The organism is Pseudomonas sp. BR20 (assembly GCF_050780135.1).
Taxonomy (GTDB): Bacteria; Pseudomonadota; Gammaproteobacteria; order Pseudomonadales; family Pseudomonadaceae; genus Aquipseudomonas.
In genome coordinates this window covers 2,926,295-2,943,094 of the sequence record NZ_CP172012.1, presented here as the reverse complement: position 1 = coordinate 2,943,094, position 16,800 = coordinate 2,926,295, and the positions used below count along the sequence as shown (strand labels likewise).

Below are 16,800 nucleotides of genomic sequence, written 5' to 3'. Positions count from 1 at the left end.
GTGGGCCGTTGTGCATGTGACGACTGGCGACGCTGATGCTGTTAGCGTACAAATCCTTATTCTTCTTCACCCGGCGTTCAAGGCTGACAATGCGATTGGCTTTTTCCAGACTGCTCAGTACCTCCCTGGCCCTGCTGCTGGCCAGCACCGCCGTGATCGCGGCGCCCCAACCGTCAATGACCGTGTACGGCGAGCCCGCCAAGTATCCCGCCGGTTTCAGCCATTTCGACTACGCCAACCCCAACGCCCCCAAGGGTGGCAGCCTGCGGCGCTCGGCGATTGAAATCGGACGTTTCGACCATGTGCTGCCGTATATCGACAAAGGCATCGGCGTCTCCCAGGTCGACGGCTGGCTGTATGCGCCCCTGGCCCTGCGTTCCCTGGACGAACCCTATACGGTGTATGGCCTGGTTGCAGAGAAGATGGACCGCGCGGAAGACGGCCTGTCCCTGCGTTTCTTCCTCAACCCCAAGGCGCGTTTTGCCGATGGCAAGCCGATCACCGCCGAGGATGTGCGCTACAGCTTCAACCTGCTGATGACCCAAGGCAGCCTGCGCTTTCGCACGTTGTTCGCTGACGTCGAGCACGTCGAAGTCGAAGGCCCGCGCCAGGTCCGTTTTGATTTTTCCAGCAACGAAAACCGCACCCTGCCCCTGGATATCGCCACCCTGCCGGTGTTCCCCGAGCACTGGTGGAAGACCCGCGACTTCGCCAACGGCGGTGGCTACGAAGCCCCCCTGGGCAGCGGCCCGTACAAGGTCGGCAAGATCGACTCGGGCAGCACCATCACCTTTACCCGCGACCCCGACTGGTGGGGCAAGGACCTGCCCGTCAGCCGTGGCCTGTACAACTTCGATCACCTGAGCCTGGAGTACTTCGGCGACACCGAAGTGGCCCGCCAGGTATTGCGCGGTGGCGCCTACGACTTCAACCGTGAGTTTTCCGCCACCGGCTATTCCATCGGCTACAACGGCCCGGCCCTGGACGATGGCCGCTTGCAACGCGCGCACTTGGCCAAGGACATGCCGCAACCGGCCCAGGGTTATGTGTTCAATGTGCAAAAACCAATGTTCAAGGACCGTCGCGTGCGCCAGGCCCTGGCGATGCTGTGGGACTTCGAATGGGCCAACCGGCAGATGATGCGCAACGTGTACATCCGCCAGCAAAGCTACTTCTCCAATAGCCCGTTGGCCGCCACCCAGCTGCCCACCCCGGAAGAACTGGCGATTCTCGAACCCTTGCGCGGGCAGATTCCCGACGAAGTGTTCACCCAGGTGTTCAAGGCGCCGGTCACCGATGGCAGCGGCATGATCCGTGACAAGCAGCTGCAAGCCCTGGCGCTGCTGGAAGAAGCTGGCTGGAAGCCAGACGGCGACAAACTGGTCAACGCCGAGGGCGAGCCGCTGGCGTTCACCTTCCTCAATGCCCAGAACGGGCTGGAACGCCTGCTGTTGCCGTACAAACGCAACCTGGCGCAGATCGGCATCACCCTGAATATCCGCCGCATCGATTCTTCGCAATACGTCAACCGCTTGATGGCCCGCGACTACGACATGATCGTCACCGGCTTCCCGGTGACCACGTCGCCCGGCATGGAGCTGTACAACTACTTCGGCTCGACCGCCGCGTTCGATCCGGGCGCCAACAACTACATGGTGCTCAAGGACCCGGCCGTCGACAGCCTGATCAAGGGCCTGGTCAAGGCCGACACCCAGGCACAGATGCTTACCTATGCCCATGCCCTGGACCGGGTGCTGCAATGGAATTACCTGTGGATCCCCAATTACTACCCGCCCGGTACATCCGCCGCCTGGTGGAACCGCTTCGGCCGCCCGGCCATCGAGGCCAGGAATGATGAAGCCTTGGAAACCTGGTGGGAAATCAGCCCTACCCCGCTGACAAATGAACAAATGAATGCCGAATTGAAAAAACGCGCAGGAGCTCGCTGATGTTTGCCTATATCGTGCGGCGCCTGCTGCTGATCATCCCGACGCTGGTGATCATCCTGCTGGTCAACTTCGTGATCGTCCAGGCCGCCCCCGGCGGGCCGGTGGAACAAGCCATCGCTCACTTGCAGGGCATCGGCGGCGGCGCGGTCGGCGGCTCATCCGGCGACGGTGTCAGCAGCGGCTCCCGCGCCAGCCGTGGCCTGGACCCGAAACTGATCAAGGACATCGAAAAACAATACGGCTTCGACAAGCCCGCGCCGGAACGCCTGTGGCTGATGCTCAAGAGCTACGCCCAGCTGGATTTCGGCAACAGCTTCTTTCGCGGCGCCACCGTGATCGACCTGATCCTGGAAAAGATGCCGGTCACCATTTCCCTCGGCCTCTGGGCTACGCTGATCACCTACCTGGTGTCGATCCCCCTGGGCATTCGCAAGGCGGTGCGCCATGGCAGCAGTTTTGATGTGTGGAGCAGCACCGCCATTGTGATTGGCTACGCGATGCCGGCGTTCCTGTTCGCGATGTTCCTGATCGTGGTGTTCGCCGGAGGCACGTCATTGAACTGGTTCCCGGTGCGCGGGCTGGTCTCGGAAAACTTCGCCGAGCTGAGCACCGTGGGCAAGATCGCCGACTACTTCTGGCACCTGGTACTGCCGGTCAGTGCGCTGGTGATCGGCGGGTTCGCCACCCTGACCATCCTGACCAAAAACTCGTTCCTCAATGAAATCACGCGCCAGTACGTCGTGACCGCCCGCGCCAAAGGCTTGAGCGAACGGCGGGTGCTGTACGGCCATGTGTTTCGCAACGCCATGCTGCTGGTGATCTCGGGGATTCCCCAGGCGTTTATCAGCGTGTTCTTTGCCGGCTCGCTGTTGATCGAGGTGATCTTTTCCCTCGATGGCCTCGGCCGCATGAGCTACGAAGCCGCCGTGTCCCGGGATTACCCGGTGGTGTTTGGCTCGCTGTTTATCTTCACGTTGTTCGGCCTGCTGATAAAACTGATCGGCGACCTCTGCTACACCCTGGTGGACCCGCGTATCGACTTCGCCGCGAGGAACGCCTGATGCTTAACCTGTCTCCCGTGGCCCGTCGACGTTTCGAACGGTTCAAGAAAAACCGTCGCGGCTGGTGGTCGCTGTGGCTGTTTATCGGCCTGTTTATCCTGACACTGGGCGGCGAGTTGATCGCCAACGACAAACCCTTGGTGCTCAGCTACAAGCACGAGCTGTATTTCCCGGCGTTCAAGCGCTACACCGAGCAGCAGTTCGGCGGGCAACTGCCGTTCCAGGCCGATTACCGCAGTGACTACGTGCAAAAGCTGATCAAGCAGGACGGCGGCTGGATGCTGTTCCCGCCGATTCCGTTCAGCGACGACACGCCCAACTACGAATTGACCCGCCCGGCCCCCAGCCCGCCCTCGACGGTGAACTGGCTGGGCACCGATGACCAGTCGCGGGATGTGTTGGCGCGGGTGATCTTCGGCGCGCGGGTGTCGATCCTGTTTGCCCTGGCGCTCACCACCATCAGCGCCGCCATCGGCATCGCCGCCGGGGCCTTGCAAGGCTATTACGGCGGCTGGGTGGATCTGCTCGGCCAACGCATCCTTGAAGTGTGGTCCGGGCTGCCGGTGCTGTACCTGCTGATCATCCTGTCGGGGTTTGTCGAGCCGAACTTCTGGTGGTTGCTGGGGATCATGGCGCTGTTTTCCTGGCTGGCCCTGGTGGATGTGGTGCGCGCCGAGTTCCTGCGTGGGCGCAACCTGGAGTACGTCAAGGCCGCACGGGCGCTGGGCCTGGGCGACGGCAAGATCATTCGTCGGCACATCCTGCCCAACGCCATGACCGCCACCTTGAGCTACCTGCCGTTTATCCTCACCGGGGCGATTTCCACCCTGAGCGCCCTGGATTTCCTTGGTTTCGGCATGCCTGCGGGCAGTGCTTCACTGGGCGAGTTGATTGCCCAGGGCAAGCAGAACCTGCAAGCGCCGTGGCTGGGCTTGACGGCGTTTTTTACCTTGGCGCTGATCCTGTCGCTGCTGGTCTTTATCGGCGAGGCATTACGCGATGCCTTCGACCCACGCTCATGAGTGATTGCGTATGAACCTGATCGAAATCCGCGACCTCAGCGTCGCGTTCAGCGGCCAGACCGTGGTGCGCAACCTGAGCCTGGACGTCCGCCCCGGCGAGTGCCTGGCGCTGGTGGGCGAATCCGGCTCCGGCAAGTCGGTGACGGCGCACTCGATCTTGCAACTGCTGCCCGAGGCCGGTACCGACACCCGCGGCTCCGTGAAGTATCGCGGCCAGGAACTGATCGGCGCCTCGGCGTCGACCTTGCAGAAACTGCGCGGCAACCGCATTGCGATGATCTTCCAGGAGCCGATGACCTCCCTCAACCCGCTGCACAGCATCGAAAAACAGATCGGCGAAACCTTGCTGCTGCATAAGGGCATGGGCGGCAAGGCGGCGCAGGCACGCATCCTTGAATTACTCGAACTGGTGGGTATCCAGAAACCCCAGGAACGCCTCAAGGCCTATCCGCACCAACTCTCCGGAGGCCAGCGCCAGCGGGTGATGATCGCCATGGCCCTGGCCTGTGAGCCGGAGCTGTTGATTGCCGACGAGCCCACCACCGCCCTCGACGTGACCGTGCAACGCAAGATCCTGCTGCTGCTCAAATCCCTGCAACACCGCCTCGGCATGTCGCTGCTGCTGATCAGCCATGACCTCAACCTGGTGCGCAGCATTGCCCAGCGCGTGTGCGTGATGCATGCCGGCGAGATCGTCGAGCAGGCCGGCTGCGAGACCTTGTTCACGACACCACAACATCCCTACAGCCGCCTGTTACTGGACGCCGAGCCGTCCGGCGATGTGCTGTGCAGCGACCCACGGGAGACCGTGCTGGAGGTGGACGACCTGAGCGTGCAATTCCCCCTTGGCGGCGGCCTGTTCCGGCGCAAGACCTACCTGCGCGCGGTGGATGGCATCAGCCTCAGCGTGCAGCGCGGCAAGACCCTGGGGATTGTCGGCGAGTCCGGTTCGGGCAAGTCCACTCTCGGCCAGGCGATCCTGCGCCTGCTGGACTCCACCGGCAGCATCCGCTTCCAGGGCGAGGCCCTCGACCCGCTCAACCACAAGCAGATGCGCCCGTGGCGCAAACAGATGCAGGTGGTGTTCCAGGACCCGTATGGCAGCCTCAGCCCGCGCATGTCGGTGCAGCAGATCATCAGCGAAGGCCTGGAGGTGCATGCGCCGTGCAGCCTGGCCGACCGCGATGCGCAAGTGATCCAGGTGCTCAAGGACGTGGGCCTCGACCCCGCCAGCCGCCATCGCTTCCCCCATGAATTCTCCGGCGGCCAGCGCCAACGCATCGCCATCGCCCGCGCGCTGGTACTCAAGCCGGCGTTGATGCTGTTGGACGAACCCACCTCCGCCCTCGACCGCACCGTGCAGAAGCAGGTCGTCGCGTTGCTGCGTGAGTTGCAGGAGAAGTACGGCCTGACCTACCTGTTTATCAGCCATGACCTCGCCGTGGTGCGCGCCATGGCCCATGACATGATCGTGATCAAGGACGGCAAGGTAGTGGAGCGCGGGCCGAGCCATGCAGTTTTCGACGCGCCGCAGCACCCGTATACCAAAGAACTCCTGGCGGCGGCCGGCGGGCTGTCGTCATGAGTACCAGCCTGACGGATTACCAACAGGTTCGCGGCCTGGCGATCCAGTCGCTGTTCGAGATCATTGAGCAGTCCAGCGAAGGCACGGTGATTGTCGACCGCGACGCCAATATCGTCTGGATGAACGAGCGCTACGCCAAGCGCTTCGGCCTCAAGAGTGCCGATGAGGCCATCGGCCAGCCGTGCGAGCGGGTGATTTCCAACAGCCTGTTGCGCCAGGTGGTGCGCACCGACCGGCCGATTCTGCTGGACATCCAGGACACCCCCAAAGGCCCGTTGGTGGTGATGCGCCTGCCGATCCACAACGATGCCGGGGCGGTGATCGGGGCGATTGGTTTTGCCTTGTTCGATGAGCTGCGTAACCTGTCGCCGCTGATCGAACGCTACCTGAGCATGCAGCAGGAACTGGCCTCCACCCGCTCGTTGCTGCGCTCACGCCAGAGCAAGTACAACTTCGCGCATTTTATCGGCACCAGCGCCGCCAGCCTGGAAGTCAAACGCCGTGCACGGCGCAGTGCAAGCGCCGAATCGCCGGTGCTGCTGCTCGGCGAAACCGGCACCGGCAAAGAGCTGTTGGCCCAGGCGATCCACGGCGCCTCACCGCGTGCGCACAAGGCCTTTGTCAGCATCAACAGCGCGGCGATTCCCCATGACCTGCTGGAAGCAGAATTCTTCGGCACCGCGCCGGGCGCCTTTACCGGCGCCGATCGCAAGGGCCGTCCGGGTAAATTCCAGATTGCCCAGGGCGGCACGCTGTTCCTCGATGAAATCGGCGATATGCCGCTGCCGCTGCAAAGCAAACTGCTGCGGGTGTTGCAGGAAAAGGAATTCGAACCGGTGGGTTCCAACGAGATGCTGCACAGCGATGTGCGGGTGATCGCGGCCACCTCCATGGACCTGGAAGCGGCGATCAAGCGCGGCGAGTTTCGTGCGGATTTGTATTACCGCCTGAATGTGCTGCCGATCCAGGTGCCGCCGCTGCGTGAGCGGCTGGAGGATATTCCGGCGTTGAGCGAAGCGATCCTCGAAGACCTGCGCAGCCAGCATGAGCTGGACCGCGAAGCCCTGGCGCTGTTGGCGCAGCATGCGTGGCCGGGGAATATCCGCGAGCTGCGCAACGTGCTGGAGCGCGCGGCGTTGCTGAGCGATGACCTGGTGCTGGACGCCAGGGAAATTCGTGCGGCGATCGGCACGTTCAGCCCGGTGGAACGCGGGGCGGTGGACACGGTTGAGGGTGAGACGTTCGCAGCGGCGCGGGAGCGCTTTGATCGTCAGGTAATTACGGCGGCGCTCGAGGCGTGTGGTGGGAATGTGGTGGAGGCGGCCAGGCGATTGGGGCTGGGGCGGTCGACGCTGTACAAGAAGATGGTGGCACTGGAAATCGCCTGATCTCAAAACAGAGATAAAATTCTCCATACAAAGACACTCCCTGTGGGAGGGGGCTTGCTCCCGATAGCATCAGGTCAGTCAATACATGTGCTGGCTGATGCACCGCTATCGGGGGCAAGCCCCCTCCCACATTTGATTCTCAACTGTCTCCAAATTGAGACAAAGTTCAAAACCCATCAAAAGAAAATCTAAAATATCTATATATTTCAATAACTTGAAAATATGGCACACATCTCGCTATAGCCCTCCCCACCGCTTCACCCACAACAATAACAATCCGATGGAGACACACCATGAGTGTGATCATTGCCCTGGCAGCGCTCGCGTTGCTGATGCTGGCTGCCTACCGTGGCTATAGCGTTATCCTGTTTGCCCCCATCGCCGCCCTCGGCGCCGTGCTGCTCACCGACCCGTCCGCCGTCGCCCCTGCCTTTACCGGGGTGTTCATGGAGAAAATGGTCGGCTTTATCAAACTGTATTTCCCGGTGTTCCTGCTCGGTGCGGTGTTCGGCAAGCTGATCGAGCTGTCGGGCTTCTCGCGCTCTATCGTGGCTGCGGCGATCCGCCTGCTCGGCACCCGCCAGGCGATGCTGGTGATCGTGCTGGTCTGCGCCCTGCTCACCTACGGCGGCGTGTCGCTGTTTGTGGTGGTGTTCGCGGTGTACCCGTTCGCGGCGGAGATGTTCCGCCAGAGCAATATCCCCAAGCGCCTGATCCCGGCGACCATTGCCCTCGGTGCGTTTTCGTTCACCATGGACGCCCTGCCCGGCACGCCGCAGATCCAGAACATCATCCCCAGCACCTTTTTCAACACCACCGCCTGGGCGGCGCCGTGGCTGGGGCTGATCGGCACGATCTTCGTGTTCTGCGCCGGCATGCTTTACCTGGCGCGCCAGCGCAACAAGGCACAACGCGCCGGTGAAGGCTACGGCACCGAACTGCGCAACGAGCCTGAGACCGCCGAGAACATTGCCCTGCCCAACCCCTGGATCGCGCTGTCGCCGCTGATCCTGGTGGGCGTGATGAACCTGCTGTTCACCCACTGGATTCCGCAGTGGTACGGCAAGACCCACAGCCTCAGCCTGCCGGGCATGAGCGCGCCGGTGACCACTGAAATCGCCAAGCTCACCGCGATCTGGGCGGTGCAGGCGGCGTTGCTGGTGGGGATCCTGATGGTGCTGGCATTCGGGTGGTCGGCGATCAAAAGTAAGCTCGCCGAGGGCAGCAAAAGCGCGGTCAGCGGCGCGTTGCTGGCGGCGATGAACACCGCTTCCGAATACGGCTTTGGTGCAGTGATTGCCTCGCTGCCGGGCTTTCTGGTACTGGCGGATTGGCTGAAAGGCATCCCCAACCCGCTGGTCAACGAAGCGATTACCGTGACCCTGCTGGCCGGTATCACCGGCTCTGCGTCCGGTGGCATGAGCATCGCCCTGGCGGCCATGTCCGAGAGCTTTATTTCGGCGGCCCATGCGGCCAATATTCCCCTTGAAGTGCTGCACCGGGTCGCAGCCATGGCCAGCGGCGGCATGGACACCCTGCCCCACAACGGCGCGGTGATCACGCTGCTGGCGGTGACCGGCCTGACCCACCGCGAAGCCTACAAGGACATTTTCGGCATCACGATTATCAAGACCCTCGCGGTGTTCGTGGTGATCGGTACTTTCTACGCCACCGGCATTGTGTGAGGTTTTCATGACGACATTGAACGGCAAGACCGCCCTGGTTACCGGTTCCACCAGCGGCATCGGCCTGGGCATCGCACTGAGCCTGGCCAAGGCCGGCGCCAACCTGATCCTCAACGGCTTCGGCGACGCCAGCGCGGTGGTCGCCCAGGTGCAGGCGTTTGGCGGCAAGGTCGGCCATCACCCGGCCGACGTCAGCGACCCGGCGCAGATTGCCGACATGCTCGCGTACGCCGAGCGTGAGTTCGGCGGTGTCGACATCCTGGTCAACAACGCCGGCATCCAGCATGTGGCGGCGGTGGAGGACTTCCCGGTGGAGCGCTGGGACGCGATCATCGCGATCAACCTGTCGTCGGTGTTCCACAGCACACGCTTGAGCTTGCCAGGCATGAAAGCCAAGGGGTGGGGGCGTATCGTCAACATCGCCTCGGTGCACGGCCAGGTCGGCTCGGTGGGCAAGGCCGCGTATGTGGCAGCCAAGCACGGCGTGATCGGCTTGACCAAGGTGGTGGGCCTGGAGACCGCCACCAGCAACGTGACCTGCAATGCAATCTGCCCCGGCTGGGTGTTGACGCCGCTGGTGCAGAAGCAGATTGATGATCGCGTGGCCAATGGCGTCGACCCGCAACAGGCGCAGCATGATCTGCTGGCGGAGAAACAGCCGTCCCTGGAGTTTGTGACACCGTCGCAGTTGGGTGAGCTGGTGTTGTTTTTGTGCAGCGAGGCCGGTGCGCAGGTACGTGGCGCGGCGTGGAACATTGATGGCGGCTGGCTGGCCCAATAAAACCAGACACTGGAGTTCTAAATTATGGGAGGGGACTTGCTCCCGATGGCGGTGGGTCAGTACCACACGGGCTAGCTGATACTCCGCTATCGGGAGCAAGCCCCCTCCCACAGTAGAATTCTATTGTTTTGAAGACCTGCATAAAAACAAGAGACCGTGCTGATGTCCGAAATCCTCTGGCAACCCTCCCTGGAACGCATCCGCACCACGCGGATGGACCAGTTCCGACGCTTTATCAATGATCGCCACGGCGTGCAGCTAAACGACTACCCGGCCCTGCACCAGTGGAGCATCGACCAGCGCCCGGACTTCTGGCAGGCAATCGTCACGTTTTTCGAGGTGCAGTTTCGCAGCCCGCCCAGCACGGTGTTGATCGAAGACGCCGAGATGCCCAGCGCCCAGTGGTTTCCGGGCGCGAGCCTCAATTTTGCCGAACACCTGCTGCGTCGACGCGACGATCACCCGGCCGTAGTCGCGATCAGTGAAGACGGCCAACGCGAACAACTCACCTATGCCGAACTGGCCGCCCACGTCGCCGGCCTGCAAGACAGTCTGCGGGCGGCCGGTGTCGGCAGCGGTGACCGGGTGGCCGCGTGCATGCCCAACACCTGGCAAACCCTGGTCGGCATGCTCGCCACCACCAGCCTGGGCGCGATCTGGTCGTGCTCCTCGCCAGACTTCGGCACCCAAGGCGTGATCGACCGCTTCGGCCAGATCGAGCCCAAGGTGCTGATCACCTGCGCCGGCTACCGCTATGCCGGCAAAACCATCGACCAAAGCGCCAAGCTCAATGAAATCCTCGAACGCCTGCCGTCCCTGGAACAATTGATCATCGTCCCGTATGCGCGACCCCAGGCCTGCGTCGAGGACTATCAGACCCAGGCCCGCGTCGCGCTGTGGAGCGACTTCTACCAACCCGGCGGCGAGCCTGAGTTCGTCGCGGTGCCGTTCGATCACCCGCTGTATATCCTCTATTCCAGCGGCACCACCGGCGTGCCCAAATGCATCATCCACGGCACCGGCGGCGTGCTGCTTACCCACCTCAAGGAACACGGCCTGCACGCGGACATATCCCGCGAGGACTGCCTGTTCTACTACACCACCTGCGGCTGGATGATGTGGAACTGGCTGGTCTCGGTGCTGGCGATCGGGGCCACGGCGGTGCTGTATGACGGCTCGCCATTTCATCCCGGCCCGGAACGCTTGATCGACCTGATCGACGCGGAAAAGATCAGTGTGTTCGGCACCAGCCCCAAGTTCCTCGCCACCCTGGAAAAGGCCGGGCTGCAACCGCGCCTGAGCCACGACCTGGGCAGCCTCAAGGGCCTGATTTCGACCGGCTCGCCCTTGTCGCCCCAGAGCTACGACTACGTCTACCGCGAGATCAAGGCCGAGCTGTGCCTGTCCTCAATGTCCGGCGGCACCGATATCGTCTCCTGCTTTGTGATCGGCAACCCGGTGTTGCCGGTACGGCGCGGTGAAATGCAATGCAAGAGCCTGGCGATGGCCATCGAGGTGTGGGACGACCAGGGCCAACCGCTGCTCGAGGAAAAAGGCGAACTGGTGTGCACCCGGCACTTTCCGGCGATGCCCATCGGCTTGTGGAACGACCCGGACCAGAAGAAGCTGCGCGCCTCGTATTTCAGTCAGTTCCCCGGCGTATGGGCCCAGGGCGACTACGCCGAACAACGCGCCAACGGCAGCCTGCTGATTCACGGCCGCTCCGACGCGGTGCTCAACCCGGGCGGCGTGCGCATCGGCACTGCGGAGATTTATCGCCAGGTGGAAAAAGTCCCGCAGGTGCTGGAAAGCCTGGCCATCGGTCAGCGCTGGCAGGACGATGTGCGCGTGGTGCTGTTTGTGCGCCTCGATGACGGGATCGAACTGGATGAGGCCCTGGAGCAGCAGATCCGCCAGGTAATACGCGCCAACACCACGCCGCGCCATGTGCCGGCGAAGATCCTCGCCGTCAGCGATATTCCCCGCACCATCAGCGGCAAGATCGTCGAACTCGCAGTGCGCAACGTGGTGCACGGCGAGCCGGTGAAAAACACCGACGCCCTGGCCAATCCGGAGGCCCTGGCGCAGTTTCGCGACCGCCCTGAGCTGGCGTAAAGGTGAAAGGTTTCAGCCTTAAAGCACTCATTTGAAGACAAACCCTCAATGCATGCTATTTTTCGAGGGTAGTCACCCATAGGTTTCCCACGGGATAATGGGTGTTGTCATTTTTCAAAGCGTTACGCTCAGGGCTTTTTATGAAGGGAACAACCACCGGTAGCGAAGCCGCTGCATTGATTGCGCGGCTGGACTGGGCACACAGCCCCCTCGGTGAGGCCAATGATTGGCCGCAAAGCCTGCGCACAGCCGTGGACATCGTCATCCACTCACCGATGCCGATGCTCCTGCTGTGGGGCAGCGAACTCACCCAACTCTACAACGACGGCTTCGCCCTGCTGGCGGGCAACAAGCACCCCGACGCCATGGGCCAGCCGGCGCACCAGACCTGGCCGGAACTCGAAAGCTTCACCGCACCGATCTACGACGCCGTACTGACCGGCCAGGTGCGTACCTTCAGCGAGCAGCGGTTCGTCCTGCAACGCAACAATCGCGACACCGAAATCTGGCTGGACCTGACCTACAGCCCGGTCCGCGATGAAAGCGCCAGCGTGGCCGGCATCCTGGTCACGGCCATCGAAACCAACGAACGTCGCAGGGCCCAGCACAACACCGAGCAGCGCCTGCAACTGGCCCTCGCCGCCACCGACGCAGTGGGCACCTGGGATTGGGACATTGGCGAAGACCGCTTTATCGCCGATGCCCACTTCGCCTACCTGCACGGGGTGGACCCGAGCAACGCCAGCCTGTTGCCCATCAGCGACTACCTGCACGGCGTACACCCCGAAGACCGGGGCACCGTGACGCGCAGCATCAAGCACTGCATCACCCACGGCACCGAATACGCCGAGGAATACCGCCTGCAACAAGCCGACGGCCAGGTGCGCTGGGTGTTTGCCCGCGGGCGTTGCTACAAGGATCACCAGGGCCGCCCCGCGCGCTTCCTCGGCGCGGCACTCGACCTCACCGAGCGCAAGCACACCGAGCAGGCCCTGCGCCAGAGCCAGACCGAGCTGCAGTTGATCATCAACGCCATGCCGGTGCTGATCGGCTACGTCGACCACGAGCAGCGCTTTCGCCTGAACAACAGCGCCTACCTCGAGTGGTACGGCATGACGCCCCAGGAGCTGTACGGCAAGACCATCCGCGAGGTGCTCGGCGACGAGGTGTACGCCGGGCGCGAAGACAAGATCGCCGCTGCGCTCAAGGGCAAGGCCTGCAGTTTCATGACCATCACCCCCCATCGCGATGGCCGCCCGCGTCATGCGTTGATGAAATACCTGCCGCGCTTCAGCAATGACGGTTCGGTGAACGGTTTCTACATCTTTGTGATCGACGAAACCGAACGCAAACTCACCGAAGAAGCCCTGCGCCACCTCAACGAGAACCTCGAGGAACGTGTGGCCCAGCGTACCCAGGCGCTGGCCGAAGCCAACGAACGCCTGAAAACCGAGATGTTCGAGCGTGAGCGCGCCGAAGACGCCCTGCGCCATGCGCAGAAGATGGAAGCGGTGGGCCAGCTCACCGGCGGTATCGCCCACGACTTCAACAATATGCTCACCGGTATCATCGGCAGCCTGGACCTGATGCAGCGCTACATCGCCGCCGGGCGCAGCGAGGAAATCGGCCGCTTTACCGAAACCGCCGTATCCTCGGCCCATCGCGCGGCCGCCCTCACCCATCGCCTGCTGGCTTTCTCGCGACGCCAGTCGCTGGACCTTCGCCCACTGGACCCCAACCAGTTGGTGGCGTCCCTGGAGGAGCTGTTCCAGCGCACCAAGGGCGCCCATATCACGCTCAAGGTGCAATTGGGCCGCGATATCTGGCCGGTCAACACCGACGCCAGCCAACTGGAAAATGCCCTGCTCAACCTGGTGATCAACGCGCGCGACGCCATGCCCGACGGCGGCGAACTGCTGATCGAAACCGCCAACAGTTACCTCGACGGCACCGATATCACCACCCTCGAACCGGTCAGGGCCGGCGACTATGTGATGCTTGGCGTGTGCGACAACGGCAGCGGCATGGCACCGAAGATTCTCGCCAAGGCGTTCGACCCGTTCTTCACCACCAAACCCATCGGCCAGGGCACCGGCCTGGGGCTGTCGATGATCTACGGGTTTGCCCAGCAGTCCGGTGGTCACGTGACCATCCAGAGCGAACCGGGCCAGGGCACCTGCGTGCGCTTGTACCTGCCGCGCCTGCACGGCACCTCCCTGGAAAGCAGCCTGCCCGCTCATTTGGGCGAAGTCCCGGTAGCCCTTGCCGGCGAAGCGGTGGTGGTGGTCGAGGATGACCCGGCGGTGCGCATGCTGGTGGTCAATGTACTCGACGAGTTGGGCTATACCGCGCACCAGGCGGCGGATGCGCGTGCGGCGCTGCCGTTGCTGGAGTCGGACCTGCGCGTGGACCTGCTGGTGACCGATGTCGGCCTGCCCGGCATGAACGGCCGCCAACTGGCGGAGATCGCCCGCCAGCATCGGCCGGGCCTCAAGGTGCTGTTCATGACCGGCTACGCGGAGAAAGCCGCCGAGCGCCAGGGCTTCCTGGAGGACGGCATGGACATGGTCGCCAAGCCTTTTTCCATCGACCTGCTGGCGACCAAAATCCGCAGCATGATCAGCGTCGATGATTCAGTTCAGGCATAATCGCGCGCCGTCGCACACCTGGTAGAGATCAATGAAAGCCCAAGCCCGCCATATCCTGGTGAAAACCAGCGAAGAAGCCGAACAACTCAAGCAGCGCATTGCCAAGGGCGAAGCCTTCGATGTGCTGGCCAAGAAGTACTCCACTTGCCCCTCCGGCAAGCGCGGCGGCGATTTGGGTGAAGTGCGGCCTGGGCAGATGGTCGGGGTGATTGATGCGGTGATCTTCAAGAAGCCGGTGAAGGTGGTTCACGGGCCGATCAAGAGCAAGTTCGGGTATCACCTGGTGCAGGTGTTTTACCGCGATTGAGGCGTTGACTTAAGGCCGCTATCGGGGGCAAGCCCCCTCCCACACTTGACCGCATTTCATCTGGACGAATGCGGTCAACTGTGGGAGGGGGCTTGCTCCCGATCCGCCGCAGGCGGCCATTCACCTACTCCCTGGGGATCAGCGCACCAGACACCTGAATGACACGGCTCGCCAACCGATGTCCAGCCAACGCCGCCTCCTGCGGCGAACCACCCTTGAGCCGACTGGCCAGGTACGCAGCACTGAACGAATCCCCCGCCGCCGTGGTGTCCACCACCTTCTCCACCTTCAATGCCGGCACACCAAAGCGCTCGCCGTCGCAACGAATAAAGCACGTATCCGCACCGCGCTTGAGCACCACCTCCGCAATCGCCGGGTACGCCGCGAACACTTGTTCGCTGTCGGCATAACCAAACAGCGCGCGCTCGTCATCTTCAGTCAGCAAGGCGATATCCACCTCGGCCAGTACGGTGCGATAAGCCTCACGGGCAACGTCCACCGTGGCCCACAGCCGTGGCCGGTAGTTGTTGTCGAATACCACTTTGCCGCCACGTCGGCGGGTTTCGATCAGGACTTCGAGCAAGCGCTGCCGCCCGACTTCACCCAGCACCGCCAGGGTAATGCCGCTGAAATACACCACGTCGTACCCCGGCAATACCGCCAGGATCGGTTCGGCGGCGGGCGTGGTAAAGCAGTCGCGCACCGCCGCTTCGTTGCGCCAGTAGAGGAATTTGCGCTCGCCGGCGGCATCGGTCTGGATGCAGTACAAGCCGGGCAAACGTCCAGGCAAGCGCTGGACCCTCTCCAGCCCAAGCCCCTCTTCCTGCCATTGCCGGCACATGGCATCGCTGAAGCTGTCATCGCCCAGGGCGGTGACGTAGTCGACACTGCCGACATCGCCCAGCTCACGGCGCAGGTACACCGCCGCGTTCAGGGTGTCGCCGCCGAAGCTCTGTTGCAGGCTGCCGTCGGCGCGGTGTTGCAGTTCGATCATGCATTCGCCGATCAGGGCAATGCGTGGAGAGGCGGTGGTCATGGTTTTACACTCAGAAACGGGTTTCCAGGGACTCGATCACCTGCAACTGCTCATCCACCAGGCAACCGACCTGCCACTTGTCGAAGGTCAGGCAAGGGTGCGAGGTGCCGAAGGAAATAATGTCGCCGATGCGCAGCTCGACACCTGCCGCCACGGTCATGAAGGCGTGCTGGTCCATCACGGCGGTGACGGTGCAGGCGCCCACATCATCGCCTTCAGCCGGGAGAATCCCGGCCCGATAGCGTTTGAGCGGCACCGGCAAACCGGCGTCGTAGGCCACGTCGCGCTTGCCCAGGGCGATCACCGCAAACCCCGGCTCAGGCAACGATTGCACATGGGCCCAGACTTCGAGGGCCGGGCGCAGGCCTTCATGAAGGTCGCTGCGGCGGTCGAGCACGCAGCACTGCGCCGCTTTGTAGATACCGTGGTCGTGGGCCACATAACTGCCGGGGCGCAGCACACTGAGGAAACGGCCGGCGGCGTTTTGCGCTTCGAAGGACTCGGCGATCAGGTCATACCAGGCCGAACCCGACGCCGTGATAATGGGCTTGGGCAGGTCGAAGGAACCGTTGTTTTGCAGGTCCACGGCCAGGCGCACCAGGCTCGCGGCGAAGTCGCGGATGCCACTGATGGCGTGCTCGCCGTGGATCACCCCTTCATAGCCTTCGATACCGGTGAGGGCCAGGGCCGGTTGGGCCTTGATCGCCTTGGCCAGGTCGCGCACTTCCTGCTCGCTGCGGCAACCGCAACGGCCGCCGACCACGCCGTATTCGATCATCACGTTCAAGCGCAGGCCACGGGCGGCGAAGAACAGGCCCAGGTCGGCGACGTTGTCCGGGTGATCGACCATGCAGTGAAAGTCGAAATCCGGATCAGCCAGCAAGTCGGCGATCAACGCCATGTTCGGCGCGCCCACCAACTGGTTGGCCATCAGCACACGGCGCACACCGCCGGCATAGGCGGCGCGGGTCTGCACGGCGTTGGCCAGGGTGATGCCCCAGGCGCCTTGGGCGATCTGGCGCTGGAACAACGCGGGCATCATGCTGGTTTTGCCATGGGGCGCGAGTTCGGCGCCGCTGTTGCTGACGAAATCCTGCATCCAGCGAATGTTGTGTTCCAGGGCGTCGCGGTGCAGCACCAGGGCGGGCAGGCTGACGTCACGGACCAAATGGGCACCGACGGCGGCGGCACCCTTTTCAACGGCGTTGATGGCAGACATGGAA

At 62.9% G+C, this 16,800-nt stretch carries 12 protein-coding genes; 10 read left to right on the top strand and 2 right to left on the bottom strand.

Features of this window, described 5'->3' with window-relative positions; all coding sequences use genetic code 11:
- The first annotated feature begins 89 nt into the window (after positions 1-89).
- The 10 genes from ACHPFG_RS13600 (at position 90) to ACHPFG_RS13555 (ending at position 14,541) form a co-directional block, all read left to right on the top strand.
- Positions 90-1,949, top strand: a complete 1,860-nt coding sequence (locus ACHPFG_RS13600; protein WP_431703037.1) for an extracellular solute-binding protein — start codon at positions 90-92, stop codon at positions 1,947-1,949.
- Positions 1,949-3,010 (top strand): microcin C ABC transporter permease YejB, encoded by a 1,062-nt coding sequence (locus ACHPFG_RS13595; RefSeq protein ID WP_027608619.1) that lies wholly within the window; start codon positions 1,949-1,951, stop codon positions 3,008-3,010. The genes ACHPFG_RS13600 and ACHPFG_RS13595 overlap by 1 nt, the downstream gene beginning before the upstream one ends.
- Positions 3,010-4,032 (top strand): ABC transporter permease, encoded by a 1,023-nt coding sequence (locus ACHPFG_RS13590; protein ID WP_184742545.1) that lies wholly within the window; start codon positions 3,010-3,012, stop codon positions 4,030-4,032. Before ACHPFG_RS13595 ends, ACHPFG_RS13590 begins: the two co-directional genes overlap by 1 nt.
- A 10-nt stretch (positions 4,033-4,042) precedes the next feature.
- A complete protein-coding gene (locus tag ACHPFG_RS13585; protein ID WP_431703034.1) occupies positions 4,043-5,617 on the top strand; it encodes an ABC transporter ATP-binding protein in 1,575 nt (524 codons plus the stop codon).
- Positions 5,614-7,005, top strand: coding sequence for a sigma-54 interaction domain-containing protein (locus ACHPFG_RS13580; RefSeq protein WP_431703032.1), 1,392 nt, complete (start codon positions 5,614-5,616; stop codon positions 7,003-7,005). Before ACHPFG_RS13585 ends, ACHPFG_RS13580 begins: the two co-directional genes overlap by 4 nt.
- A gap of 293 nt (positions 7,006-7,298) precedes the next feature.
- Positions 7,299-8,690, top strand: coding sequence for a GntP family permease (locus ACHPFG_RS13575; protein ID WP_131699298.1), 1,392 nt, complete (start codon positions 7,299-7,301; stop codon positions 8,688-8,690).
- A gap of 7 nt (positions 8,691-8,697) precedes the next feature.
- Entirely contained in the window at positions 8,698-9,471 is a 774-nt protein-coding gene (locus tag ACHPFG_RS13570) for a 3-hydroxybutyrate dehydrogenase (protein ID WP_131699297.1), read from the top strand.
- A 162-nt stretch (positions 9,472-9,633) separates the two neighbouring features.
- On the top strand, positions 9,634-11,586 hold the full coding sequence (locus ACHPFG_RS13565; RefSeq protein WP_431703030.1) for an acetoacetate--CoA ligase: 1,953 nt from the start codon (positions 9,634-9,636) through the stop codon (positions 11,584-11,586).
- A 140-nt stretch (positions 11,587-11,726) separates the two neighbouring features.
- Positions 11,727-14,234, top strand: coding sequence for a PAS domain-containing protein (locus ACHPFG_RS13560; RefSeq protein WP_431703028.1), 2,508 nt, complete (start codon positions 11,727-11,729; stop codon positions 14,232-14,234).
- A 31-nt stretch (positions 14,235-14,265) separates the two neighbouring features.
- Positions 14,266-14,541: a peptidylprolyl isomerase gene (locus tag ACHPFG_RS13555; protein ID WP_010564624.1), complete on the top strand. Its 276-nt coding sequence runs from the start codon at positions 14,266-14,268 to the stop codon at positions 14,539-14,541.
- A gap of 124 nt (positions 14,542-14,665) precedes the next feature.
- Here ACHPFG_RS13555 and ACHPFG_RS13550 read toward each other — a convergent pair whose 3' ends face one another.
- Both ACHPFG_RS13550 and ACHPFG_RS13545 read right to left on the bottom strand, forming a co-directional pair.
- Entirely contained in the window at positions 14,666-15,577 is a 912-nt protein-coding gene (locus ACHPFG_RS13550; RefSeq protein ID WP_431703025.1) for a sugar kinase, read from the bottom strand.
- Between the two features lie 10 nt (positions 15,578-15,587).
- Positions 15,588-16,796, bottom strand: coding sequence for an amino acid deaminase (locus ACHPFG_RS13545; protein ID WP_431703023.1), 1,209 nt, complete (start codon positions 16,794-16,796; stop codon positions 15,588-15,590).
- Positions 16,797-16,800 lie beyond the last annotated feature (4 nt).